The sequence below is a fragment of the Mucilaginibacter sp. GW821-FHT07G05 genome, from assembly GCF_059418565.1.
In genome coordinates this window covers 328,237-341,565 of the sequence record NZ_JBWKQC010000003.1, presented here as the reverse complement: position 1 = coordinate 341,565, position 13,329 = coordinate 328,237, and the positions used below count along the sequence as shown (strand labels likewise).

The 13,329-nt window shown below is 43.2% G+C and carries 8 protein-coding genes; 4 read left to right on the top strand and 4 right to left on the bottom strand.

What is annotated here, in order from left to right:
• Positions 1-58 precede the first annotated feature (58 nt).
• Positions 59-2,941 (bottom strand): T9SS type A sorting domain-containing protein, encoded by a 2,883-nt coding sequence (locus AC07NA_RS09670; RefSeq protein ID WP_494897386.1) that lies wholly within the window; start codon positions 2,939-2,941, stop codon positions 59-61.
• Positions 2,942-3,612: 671 nt separating this feature from the next.
• Here AC07NA_RS09670 and AC07NA_RS09665 point away from each other — a divergent pair.
• The 3 genes from AC07NA_RS09665 (at position 3,613) to AC07NA_RS09655 (ending at position 7,061) form a co-directional block, all read left to right on the top strand.
• On the top strand, positions 3,613-4,191 hold the full coding sequence (locus AC07NA_RS09665; RefSeq protein WP_494897385.1) for a YceI family protein: 579 nt from the start codon (positions 3,613-3,615) through the stop codon (positions 4,189-4,191).
• A 160-nt stretch (positions 4,192-4,351) separates the two neighbouring features.
• Entirely contained in the window at positions 4,352-5,125 is a 774-nt protein-coding gene (locus AC07NA_RS09660; RefSeq protein WP_494897384.1) for a DNA-formamidopyrimidine glycosylase family protein, read from the top strand.
• Between the two features lie 211 nt (positions 5,126-5,336).
• Positions 5,337-7,061 (top strand): gliding motility protein RemB, encoded by a 1,725-nt coding sequence (locus tag AC07NA_RS09655; RefSeq protein WP_494897383.1) that lies wholly within the window; start codon positions 5,337-5,339, stop codon positions 7,059-7,061.
• A 588-nt stretch (positions 7,062-7,649) separates the two neighbouring features.
• On the opposite strand, the gene AC07NA_RS09650 is transcribed toward AC07NA_RS09655, so the two are convergent.
• From AC07NA_RS09650 to AC07NA_RS09640, 3 genes are all read right to left on the bottom strand, one after another.
• Entirely contained in the window at positions 7,650-7,862 is a 213-nt protein-coding gene (locus tag AC07NA_RS09650; RefSeq protein ID WP_345213880.1) for a hypothetical protein, read from the bottom strand.
• Positions 7,863-7,923: 61 nt separating this feature from the next.
• Positions 7,924-9,186 carry a metallophosphoesterase gene (locus AC07NA_RS09645; RefSeq protein WP_494897382.1) on the bottom strand — a complete coding sequence of 421 codons (1,263 nt, stop codon included), beginning with the start codon at positions 9,184-9,186 and terminating at the stop codon, positions 7,924-7,926.
• A gap of 148 nt (positions 9,187-9,334) precedes the next feature.
• On the bottom strand, positions 9,335-9,697 hold the full coding sequence (locus tag AC07NA_RS09640; protein WP_345213878.1) for a hypothetical protein: 363 nt from the start codon (positions 9,695-9,697) through the stop codon (positions 9,335-9,337).
• A gap of 418 nt (positions 9,698-10,115) precedes the next feature.
• Between AC07NA_RS09640 and AC07NA_RS09635 the strand changes: the two genes are divergently transcribed.
• The gene (locus AC07NA_RS09635; RefSeq protein ID WP_494897381.1) at positions 10,116-13,169 is read left to right on the top strand and encodes a glycosyltransferase family 117 protein; all 3,054 of its coding nucleotides are present in this window, start codon (positions 10,116-10,118) and stop codon (positions 13,167-13,169) included.
• Positions 13,170-13,329: the final 160 nt, after the last annotated feature.

The window sequence follows — 13,329 nt, the reverse complement described above, 5'->3', positions numbered from 1 at the left end:
AAAAGAAAAACTGTGCCATGAGTAATCAACTATAAACATAAACACTTAGCAAAACTCTTTAGTTTGTTTTTATAACACGTTTTACGGTAACCTTGTCATCTTGTTTTATCACCACCAGGCAAACACCCATTGGCACCTGGCTTATATCGATGGTTTGCGAAAAATCTTCACCGGCCTTGGTGTATTTATGGCTGCTGTAAACCCTGCCTACCGATACATCTGACACGGTAATATTTACACTCTTGAAGTTCTTATTATTGAACGACACATTTACATAACGCGCCGATGGGTTAGGGAACAGTTTAATAGCATCAACCGCCAATGTATTGGCAATGGTATCAACCATAGCGGTAGCGGCCCTGTTATTATTACCTATCACCTTTTTGTTCGACATGATGGCGTTCATACGCAAACCGATCTTATTACCGGCAGGCATTACAATGATCGGCGTTTCGCTAACAGCGCGGGTTAGTATACCGTCGGTTATTTTTACCTTGCCCGATACGATGGTGTTTTTACCAATAGTTGGTACGCATATTAAAGCAGAGTCGGTACCGAGGTTAAAGTTATAAGTGCCGGTGCGGCCTTTTTCATCCGGGATCCAGGCGATATAGGCTTGTTGTCCGTCGAGCTCGTAACGATCTACAATAGGATCGCTATTCAGGGTTTCCTTGTAGCTGTATTTACCCATCAGTTTTTTCACCTGGCCAATAAAGTCGGCGGCAGGCTTGCGGCTGCGGTCCTGGTTCATTAAACCCGACGAACCGTATTGAATAGGGTTTTCGTAGTTATCATCATACATCTGGTAAAAGAAGATCCGCTCTACACCTGCACGTGCATATAATAACGACGAGCGCAATATCCAGTCGGCCTGTGTTTGAAGTATGGTTTTCTTACCTATCGGGATAGCACGCATAGGGCTGTTAGGATTGGCATCGTAACCAACCTCGGTAACCCAAACCGGCATATCGTTAGCGTAATCGTGCGCTGCTTTTAAAAATTGCTTGGCTTTTTCAAAGGTACCACCCACTTCGGGTGCTACGCCCCTTGTTGGTACCGAGTTAGGGATCATTTGCGCATCATGACTGTACCAGTGATAATTGATCACATCCCAGCAAAGGTTTACGGTACCATCGGCTTTGTAACCGCGGTTTACCTTACACCACTCTACCATCGCATGCAAATACTCCGGCGAAGCCGATGCCAAACCGGCCATTACTACTTTCATAGCAGGGTCGGCATTTTTTATACCTACACCAGGGCCCATGGTATTCTTATGCCCATCGTAAAAGGCCGACATATTAGCGGCATACTCAAACGCGGTTTGATAACCTTTACGGCCTTTCCACCATTTATCGCGTTCGTTATCGCACTCAATATATTTAATGTAGCCTAAACCAACCCTTACCTTATTAACCGGGTCGGCATTCCAACGTGGTGTTGAGTTAACGCTCAACAGTGATTTATCTACCTTGGTATTATAACCATAGCGTGCCGCGAACTGAAAACCAACCTTTGCCTGATCGATATAGGAGGCCGGAAGCGAAAAATCGGCACCATACCTTACCGGTACGTTCTCGGCATCGCGCTCAGCTTCGGGGTATGTTCTCAGCATCCAGTCGGGCAGGGTTTTTAAATCGGCCAGTACTTCTATGCTTGAGTTTTTACAGGCCAGGTACATGGCATCATAGCTCCAGCCGCCGCTGCGGGTTGGGCTGTAGGTATAACTGTCTTCTTCCGATTCCAGCTTTTGCCAGTCCATATAATGGCGCACGGCCGAAAAGGTTTTCACAGCGGTCATCCTATTGGTTTCCACGTTATCAGGATTGGCACCGTCTTCAAAATCCCACTCAAAGGCATTTACACCAAAGTAATTGTTCAGCGGGTATGATTTATCGGCAACCGGGTCATCAGGCGGCGGCGTTGTTTCGGGGCGCGATACACGCACATCGTACGCGCCGTAAAATTCTATCTCGGTAGGGAACTGGTACCAGCAGTTGAGCACTATGTATTTAATGTTCTTAAATACGCTGTCGGTATAAAAATTGCCAACGTTATCAGGATTAGGGCCTAACCATTTCTGATAGTAGCCGCCCCTGTAAATACCCACTACACTGCGCTTACCGGTGCTATCAATTACCGATACCGTAAGCGGGAACGTACCCAAACCACCTGTACGATTGTAGAATTTGAGCTTATAGATATCTATCTTTTCATTTTCCTTTACAGGATAGTAAGCATCGTAGTTGTTAAATATTTTACCCCAGCCGGTGTATACCTCATTTTCGGTATTACCATCGAACATACCTTGTAAACCGTCGCTCACGTTGTTCAACTGGTACCACCTGTCAGACTCGATAGGGATCTTCACCAAACCATCCGGTATTTCGGTAGGGATTGTAGGGTTATTAGGTACTTGCACGGGTGCTTCGGGCTGTACGTCAACAGTAGTTGGCGCGTTTGTATCCTCGGTACCAAAGGCAAATATTTTTTGGGGGATGTTATTGCTGTATTTGTGGATCACTACACCATCGGCCTCAACAGGAGTTTGCAGGTTGATGTACTGGAATATTTTATACCCCGGCCCGGTGAATATACCGAGGAAGGTTTTAGTGGTATCTTTTATGGCGTAAATTTCAGCAGGCTTATCATCAAATACGCCGGTATAATCGTAAAACTTTAACTGGCTTATTTTGCTGCGGTACTTAAAACGCAGTTTAACATCAACGTATACAAAGTTATTTTGCCATGCTTCCTGTACCAGGGTATCCAGATTATCATCTAACCATGGCGAGTAATCCTGCCCGGTGTTTTGACTTGGGGTTATCTGTACAAACTTCAGCCTGTTTTGAGCATCGGCGGTACCAAATGCAATTACTGCCAGGATAAGTAAAACAGCCTTTTTAAGCGAAGCTGAAGAATAAGTAAAGCACTGTCCCATACATCGATAGTTACGGACCCAATAATTTGCAGTTCAATTTATGGTAGCATGTAAACCAATATTGAGTACGGTAGTATTGAGCCTCTTGATTAATTAGAGTGATTGTTATACGGCTCATGCAATAGCTTTGTTACAAAGCTGCCAAACTCGCATCTAATATATTGGTTTGTTGCAATTTAAGTAATAGGTTATTGTAATTAGTACACTATTTGTATAACAGTGTGTGAAGTAAAATAAAAACGATTTACCACTTATGGCCTAAAAATTGTTAGGGTACTACTCCTTTAAAGAATATATATTTAGTGCGATTTGTGATAAACTGTGTAAAGCCTCACCCAACCCTCTCCGGTGGAGAGGGCAGTTAAAACAATACTTTCAACCAGAATACGGTGAAGTCCTCTCCTTTGAAGAGGACTTAGGTGAGGTAATAAACGCCGCCATCAGCAATGTTCATAATATTTCTTAATAGCCTAAGCATCAAAACAAAACTTACAAAATGACTATCCGGATACTTTAAAAGCCAATAAAAGTCGATAGGTTTGGTAGCATTTCTCATAATTTCGTCAAAATAGATGTTTAAACAACTATTTTTATTTGATATATAAATCAGTTAGATACCTTTGCAGCATTAAACAATACAAAAGTTAAACACAAACAAAAAACAAAAGAAGATGAAGAAGACAATCATGCTATTAGCAGCCGCCATTTTAGTAAACACGGCCGTTTTCGCGCAAACCACCTGGAACCTTGATAAGGCTCACGCTAACCTTAAATTTACTGTTACCCACTTATTGGTATCAGATGTTGATGGTAGCTTTAAAGATTTTGACGCTACAATTGTTAGCAGCAAACCAGATTTTAGCGATGCTAAATTCAGCTTTACAGCACAAACTGCTTCAGTAAACACTGAAAACGAAAAAAGAGATGGTCACTTAAAAAGCGCTGACTTTTTCGATGTAGAAAAATTCCCTACAATTACTTTCGCAAGCACAAGCATTAAAAAAGTTGCCGATAAAAAATACAAAGTAACAGGTAACTTAACCTTACATGGTACAACTAAAGTGGTTACTTTAGATTTATGGTACCGCGGTACTATTGTTAATCCAATGAGCAAAGCTGACGATGCAGGTTTCCAGGTAACCGGTACTATCAAACGTTCTGATTTCGCGTTCGGTACTAAATTCCCTGCTGCTGTAGTTAGCGACGAAGTTGAAATTAAAGCTAACGGCGAGTTCGGTAAAGCTAAATAAGCCAAAAACTACAATAATCATAACAAAAACGCCCGGGCATTCCCCCGGGCGTTTTTTTGTTTGTGCTGAATTGCATACCGCCGTCTTATTAAATCCGGGGCATATTAATAATACAATTGAGATAAACCTTTTATCTTTGTTAACCTATAAAAACAAACCAATGCCCGAACTACCAGACCTACAGGCTTTCAGCCATAACTTAGATAAACGCTTAGCCGGCAAAACCGTAAAAGATGTTAAGGTTACCAGCTCAAAACTTAATGTATCGCCCGAAGAATTAAAGGATACGCTTGACGGACAAAAGATCAAAAAAATATATCGCGAAGGCAAAGAACTCCACATTGAGTTTTCAAAAGGTGATGTGTTAGGTTTGCACCTGATGCTGCATGGTAAACTTTTTTTATTTGAAGGCGATAACGAAAACAAATACAGTATTATAGATATCCACTTTACTGATGATACCGGGCTTACGCTGACCGATTTTCAGAAGATGGCTACCCCTACCCTCAATCCCGAAAAAAAGGAAGCGCCGGATGCCCTGGCCGATAGTGCCGATGCTGATTTTTATAAAGAAACGCTGGGCAAAACAAAAACCAATGTAAAAACCATCCTGCTCGATCAGCATATCATCAGAGGAATTGGTAACGCTTATGCTGATGAAATTTTATGGCATGCCGGGATATCGCCGTTTTCCGTTGGCAATAAAATACCGGCCGATAAAGTAAAAGCATTGGCCAAAGCGATTAAGGAGGTACTTACCGATGCCGAAAAACAGATCCTGAAAAAGCATCCGGATATTATTAATGGCGAAGTGCGCGATTTTATGCTGATCCATAACTCAAAAAAAACGCACAGCCCCAATGGCGCCGAAATACAGGTTAAAGCAGGCAGCCGCAAAACATATTATACCGACGAGCAGGAGTTGTACAAATAGTATAGCTAAAAAAGCTGTCATTGCGAGGAACGAAGCAATCGCGAACTATACAGAGTGGCTCTGCAAGTAGGAGATTGCTTCGTTCCTCGCAATGACGCGATCTATGAATAATGTTATTCCATACCATCGCCAAGTACAGTACAATTAAAATGAACACCTTTGTGTAATTTTGGTTACTTAAATATTTATCTTGTCCCAATAATTATTGCGCATGCAAAAAACTTACGCTAAAAACCTATGCAAGTTGGCTTTAGCGAGTGCGGCCTTATTGCTAACAGCAAAACAAGGCTACTCGCAAACAGAACAATTGCCCTATCAATACCAGCTTTATCAAAAATTTAACGCCGATGTTTATTCGGTAAAAAATACGGCGCATACTGCGTTAAAGCCTTTGTTTATTGATAGCACCCTGCAACAACGCTATAATGAGTTGATGGACCTTAATAAGCGCCACGAGAAATGGTTTGCCGAGGGCATTTTCACCATGCACAAGAGCTGGGCAGGCCGTAAGCTTTTTGATGAACACCTGATACAGGTGAATGATAAGGATTACACTTTTTACTTCGATGTATTAAGCGAAAACATACTGGGCCACGATTTGAAAGAAAGCGCGGCCGAAGCTCATTCCGCTTATCCTAATGATAAAACCATCACCTTTGCACCGTTCGGGGCCATCCTTAAATCGCGCATTGGTTTAAATACCCGTGGTTTTCAACTGGGTGGTACCATTGGCAAAAAGTTTGCTTTTTACACCAGTGGTTACGAAAACCAGGCGAAGTTCGCCCGCTATTACGACCAAGAGATCAATGGTACCGGCATAGTACCGGGCCAAGCGTTCGATCGTAAATTCGGCCGTGCGCGCACAAAAGATTGGTCGTACGTAACGGCGGTAATGTCATACATGCCTATTAAAGAGCTTACCCTAACATTAGGGCAGGATAAAACCTTTATCGGTGATGGTTACCGCTCCCTCTTCCTTTCAGACTATGCTTCAAACTACCCCCTCTTCAGGGCTACTGTAAACCTTGGGCCGTTCCAATACATGGCCATGTGGGCTTACATGCAAGATTATAAGGCTACCCGTTTCGATAGCTTTGGCGCTACCCGCCGCAAGTGGGCCGCTTTCCATTACCTCGACTGGAACATCACCAACCGTGTATCACTCGGCCTATTTAATGCCTATATGGCTGCCGAGGCTGATGTAAATGGCGAGGGTGCAGGCTTTGATGTAAACTACTTTAACCCATTGTTTTTCTCAAGTTCAATCGGCCCATCAAAACAACCGGGAAACTCCATAGCGGGTATCAGCGGAAAATATAAGTTTATTGATAAGAATGCTATTTACGGGCAGTTAGTGATAGACCGTTTTAAGGCCAGCGACTTTTTCAACAGCAAAAACGGCGACAATACCAATGGTTGGCAATTAGGCGTTCGCGGAGCCGATCTGTTCGGGGTGCGTAACCTTAATTACCTTGCGGAATACAATACCGTTAAGCCATATACCTATAGCCACCCGGATGGGTTTACCACCTTTACCCAATTGGGCGAGCCACTGGCGCATCCTTACGGAGCAAACTTTAGGGAGATATTGGGAATACTGAACTATACCATAGGCAACTTTGATTTTCAGGGCCAGGTGATCCACGCCAAGTACGGACTTGATGCAAGCGGTACAGACGCGCTCAATTACGGTAAGGATATTAACAAGCCGTTTACACCGGCACAAGGTGCAACTACCTCAGTTGGCCAGGGTATCAGCACAACCATGCAATATGCAGAGGGAACGATATCTTACATGGTGAACCCTAAGTATAACCTTCGTTTAGAGGTTGGCGCGCTTTACCGCCACGAGAAGAACGCTTTGGCTACCAACAACACCATGCTGCTTACTTTAGGTATCAGAAGCAGCTTCAGAAACCTATATCACGACTTTTAATCAGTCTTGGCATCGCCGCATAAAAGAAAAACCCTGCACAGCGCTGTGCAGGGTTTTTCTTTTTTAAAGACACACTAAGCTGTAAATCAGTCTGGATGACTTACAACCAAGTAATTTAAATTACCTGTTCTTTTTGGTAGTGTCTTTTTTAACAGTGTCTGTTTTAGTTGTAGTCTTAGTTGTGTCTTTTTTAGGAGTTGTCTGTGCAAATGTTCCTACTGTAAAAGCTGATAGTATCAGCACGCTCATTAACTTCTTCATAGTTTCTGAATTTAGTTTTTGTGTTAATTATAGATAAACAATTCATAACTATAACGCAACAGAAAGCATGTTGTTGTAAATATTTTTCACTTTACCGATTTACCCCTGCCGCCTTACAACTTAACTCTCTAAAAAAGAGAAACTTATGACCTTTAATTTTTTTTGAAAAAAAACCTCATTTGCAGCTTAAAAAGGCACTTTTATAATTCATCGGGTATTAAAAAAGGCTGAACAAGCTGAATAAAAGCTCTGATTAACCTTAAATTAATCGCCACTTATTATCCTCAGCAAAAACAAAAAAAGCGGCACTTAAAGTACCGCTTCCTGTTATATTTTTATCACCTTGCCATTGGGCTTAGGCTTTTCATCGCCGCCCGGCTTGGGGATGGCTTTAACAATTGCTATGAGCGCGCCTGCCATAATACCTAATGTTTTAAGGCCAAACTTTACAAAGGGTTTCATCTCGTGCCAAAGCGTTCCGCTTTTATCTTTTTCAACCTCAATTGGGTTGCCATGCTGATCAATATATTTAGTTGCCATAATTTTAAATAGTTTATAACTAAATAAGCATCAAAGCATACTATTGTTTTAACGGAGCCAATTATGCCTGCCGGCGAAGTTCAATAACGGTGATCTCGGGCCATATCCCCAACCTGCCCGAAAAGGCCAGGAAGCCGAAACCACGGTTAACATATAAGTTACGGTCGTTAATGGTCATGAGGCCTGCCCAATCGAGGTAGCGGTTTTGCACCGGGCTCCAGCGGAAACCTGCTGTTTCCACCCCGAACTGCGCGCCATGCGTATGGCCCGATAGGGTAAGCTGTACCTTCTTTTTGTGATAACGTACTTTCTCTTCCCAATGTGTAGGATCGTGCGAGAGCAGTATCGTAAAGGCATCCTCATCCACGCCATGCAGCGCCTTATCCAGGTCGCCTACCTGTATAAAACCACGCCCCCAGTTTTCTACCCCGGCCAATACAATTTTTTGTCCGCCTTTTTCCAGTTCTATATGTTCGTTAAGCAACAGGCGATAGTCCATTGCCTTATGGTGTTGCTTTAACTTATCCAGGTTGGCGTTTTTTGCCGCTTCGCTTTCCCACTCAATATAGGTGGCATAGTCGTGGTTCCCTAATATGGAGAATTGCCCGTAAGGCGCTTTGATCTGCTTAAAGTGGTCAATGTAGGGTTCAATTTCGTCGGCAATGTTGTTTACAATATCGCCGGTGAAAACAAACAGGTCGCTTTTTTGCGCTATGGCCATATCTATCCCCTTTTGCATGGCTTTGGTATTATCAAAACTCCCCGAATGGATATCAGATAATTGCGTAATGGTAAAACCATCAAAAGCTTCGGGCAAATCTTTAAAATAGACGGTATGCCTGTGCAGTTTATAATCATACTTCCCCCTGAACATAGCGTAAAAGAAACCGCTGAAAGGTATTGCGGCTAAAAACACCGCCAACTCGCTGATAAATTTACGCCTGGCCGGGAAATAAGGCCGCGTTTGCTGCCCTTCCGGCTGACCGGCATTGCGGGCTACACCTGTTACAAAGCGCCCCAGATCGCCCAGTGAAAGCACTATGATAAATACCAGTTTAGTTACAAAAAAGGTAAGGAAAATACTTAACGACCACTCGTGAAAATGATTAAGGCCGTGGTTAAGATCGGTAAAGCTAAAGCCACCGATGAACACCAGCGTAACCGATATAGATACAATGAGATAGCCCCATAGCACTAATTTGCGTGCCCAACCGGCTTTCCAGCCTGTAGTTATAGTTTTAAGGCCATTATATATATACCAATCAAGCACTAAGCTGATGGCTGCCAGTATTAAGAACATTTTAAAGAAACCGCCTCTGCGCATATAGTAGGGTTAATGTTGCAATTTAATTAACAAAAAATAATTAGAGCGTAAAAATTGCCCGCTGTTACATCCCATAAAAATAATGCCCCGATCACTTAACGTGCCGGGGCATTACGAATTATTGAAAAATTATCGATCTGTTACTTGTTTAGTCACGGTAACGGCCGTGATTGTTGTGGCCGTGGCCATGATATTTTACCTGGTGATAGTTACCCCTGTAATAAGCCGGACGGTTAACCACTACCGTTCTTGGACGGTAATAATTAGGGCGACCGTAATACACCGGACGATTTACCACTACTACCCTACGCTCGTAAACCGGGCGGTGATATACTATAGGGCGGTTAACCACTACTACCGGTGCGGGCTCTTCGTAATAAACCGGCGCAGGTTCATAATAACGTACCGGGGTACCTATGGTAGCGCTGATTCTTATTTGGGCGCTGGCTTGTTGTATGGCACCCAAGGCTAAAACCACTGTTGCAATTGTTAATACTTTTAAAGTTTTCATAGTGTTATCAGTTTAATAAAAAAAGCAACTACCGGCACACCTCACATCAATCAACCGGGCCTCTTAAACTCTCAAACCCTACCGGTAGCTGCTTTATTATTAAACTATAAAAACACGCCAGGGTTTAATTGCTATTTTTTTTGTTGTGAGTTGTGGGTTGTAAGTTGTAGGTGAGGAAGGTAAAAGCAGAAAGGCGAAAGCTGAAAGGTAAAGCGCCACTCACTCACTCACTCACTCACTCACTCACTCACTCACTCACTCACTCACTCACTCACTCACTCACTCACTCACTCACAACATACAACCCACAACTCACAACTTCCTCCCTCCTCATTCTGTTAAAATTTGTTAACAAAAATCCTTTTAAGTTAAAAAAGATGATATTTACGGCATTGGAAAAACTTTTACTCTTATTACAATGCCTTACAATAAAATTAACAACCTTTTGGGTTGGTTATGCTTCGTAATAGCAACGCTAACGTATACGTTAACATTAGAACAATCGGTTAGCTTTTGGGATTGCGGCGAGTTTATCTCCTGCGCTTATAAGCTGGAAGTATCGCACCAACCCGGTTACCCGCTGTTCGCTATGATAGGCAAGGTTTTTTCTTTATTGTCATTCGGCGATGTAACTAAAGTAGCATATTTCACAAATCTGTGTTCGGCAATTGCCAGCGGTGCGACGGTGATGTTCCTCTTTTGGACCATCACTGCGCTGGCCAAAAAACTCACCACCAATCGCGGCGAAGCTGTTGAAAGTTCCAAACTGATCAGCATTATGGGTGCCGGTTTGGTTGGCGCGCTTGCCTTCGCTTTTTCCGACACGTTTTGGTTCTCGGCGGTTGAAACCATCGTTTTCGCCTTATCGGCCTTATGTATCTCGCTGGTGTTTTGGGCCATTTTAAAATGGGATGCCCACGCCGATGAAGCTGGCTCGGATAAATGGCTGGTATTCATCGCTTATGTAATGGGGTTATCTATAGGTATCCACCTGCTAAACTTGCTTACCATACCGGCCTTAACTATGGTTTACTTCTTCCGTAAATCGAAAAGCATCAGCGTAAAAAGTGGTTTACTGGCATTCCTTACAGGTGTAATTCTGCTGGTATTTGTGCAGTATGGTATTATACAATATACAGTAAAATTTAGTGGCTGGTTCGATTTCTTTTTTGTGAACACACTGGGCATGGGCTTCGGCACCGGGGCCATCGTGTTTTTCGCCCTGCTGATCGGTTTTGTGGTTTGGGGCATTCTGTATAGCATTCGCAAACGCAAATACTTTATGAACCTGGCCTTTTTGTGCCTTACCTTTCTATATGTAGGTTACAGCTGCTTTTCGTACGTACCCATCAGGGCTACGGCAAACACTACGCTTAACAACAGCCACCCCGACAATGCCTTTACTTTGGCCGGGTATCTTAACCGTATACAGTATGTGCCAAGTCCGTTATTGTACGGCCCGTATTACGATGGTAAAGCCATAGATCAAAAGGAGGGCGAAACCCTGTACCGTAAAGGCGATAAGAAATACGAGGAAACAGGTAAAAAGCAGATACTGGTTTATGATCATAATACCATATTCCCGCGTATGTTCAGTAACGACGGGCAGGATCCGCTGTTTTATCAGCAATGGATGCAGATGCCCGAGGGCCATACGCCAAACTTTGTTGATAACATGGGCTTTATGTTCAGCTGGCAAATATACCAGATGTATTTCAGGTACTTTTTATGGAACTTTGTCGGTCGCTACAATGAAATGGATGGCCAAACCAGCATGGCCGGAATCGACGGCAACTGGACATCGGGAATATTTGACAGCGGCAAGCATCTGCCTAAAACCGTTACCCATAATGTAAACTACATGCCGCTTTATGCCCTGCCGCTTATTATCGGTTTAATAGGCATGGTGTATCATTATAAACGCAGAAAGCGCGATGCACTGGTAGTAACCCTGCTATGGTTCTTTTTGGGGATTGCTATTGTACTATATGTAAACCAGCCCTCCATACAGCCGCGCGAACGTGATTACTCGTACGTAGGTTCTTTTTATGCTTTCGCGATATGGGTTGGCTTGGGTGTGGTAGCCATTGCTGATGCCATTAAAAAATGGCTTAATGCCAAAAACGCGGCTATTGTGGCTACGTCGATCAGTTTGCTGGCGGCGCCTGCGCTAATGGCTAAGCAGGAATGGGGCGGTCACGACCGTTCAACCAAACTTACCGCGCACGATATGGCTTATAACTACCTTATATCGTGCCCGCCGAATGCTATTTTATTTACTTATGGTGATAACGACACCTACTCGCTTTGGTACCTGCAAGAGGTAGAGGGTGTTAGGCTTGATGTACGCCTGGTGAACCTGAGCCTCTTTACCGCCGACTGGAGCGTAAGGCAAATGCAGCGCAAGCTCAATAAATCTGAGCCATTGCCTATTACCATGCCTTACAGCAAATACAAAGATGGCACCCGCGATATTTTGGCTTTCAGCGATGCAGGCATACCAGGCTCGGTAGAGGTGAAGGATGTGTTTGACTTTGTAACGTCGGACGATCCGCGTACGCATGTGGAATACCAAAGCGGCGCTTCATCAAACTACTTGCCTACCAAGCATTTTAAGCTTACCGTTAATAAAGATGATGTGATTAAAAACGGTGTGGTATCGCCCGAGCAGCAAAGCATGATCACCGATACCATTAAGTGGACCTACAACTCTAACATTATGCTGAAGAACAATTTGGCGATGATAGATATTTTGGCCCACAACAACTGGAAAAGACCTTTCTGCCTGGCCGTTACTTCGGGTTTATCAAACATTATCGGGTTGGATCAATACATGTATAAAGAAGGTTTTGTGTATCGTTTACTGCCTTTAAAGCCTGATACTTCGGTTAAGCATCAATCTACCAAAACCAATAGCCTGGTGATGTATAATACCATCATGAACAAGTTTAAGTTCGGTAATTTTAAACACGCGAAATACCTGGATCAGCAGTCAATCACGCAGTTTTACTCGGCCATGACGGTTACATTTTTCGACCTGGCCACGAACCTGCAAGCCGAAGGACGTAACGATATGGTGGTTAAGCTGCTGCACAAATATGATGATGAAATGCCTGAAGCACAGTTTCCGTACGTGGATATAGCAGCCAATAAATCGTACATGGCCGAAATTGCTTACCGCGCTAAAGATTTTAAACTGGGTAATAAAATGATCAACACCATTGATGATTACCTTACCGACCAGATAGACTATAACCACTACCTGCTGCAAAACAACAGTTCGACATTTGATTTACGTACGGTACGCTTCGGTGTGCACATCATCGACAAAATGGCCGAGCTTGCCCGCGCCGGTAACCAACTCGCCTTAGCCGATAAACTGGATAAGCAAAGCAAAGATTACCATACCAAATTTGCCGGTGTTATAAGTAACATTAATGAAGATGACGGTGACGCGCCGGTGGAGGAGTAATTTGAGTTGAAGGTTGTGTGTTGTAGGAAATAAAACACTTATCGATGACCAATTTAGACTTACGAAGTTTTAAAAACTTCGTAAGTCTTTATCATGCAAAGAGGAGCAAAATTCTGTTAATTCTTAAATTCTATAAATTCAAGTTCAGACAATCCAGGTT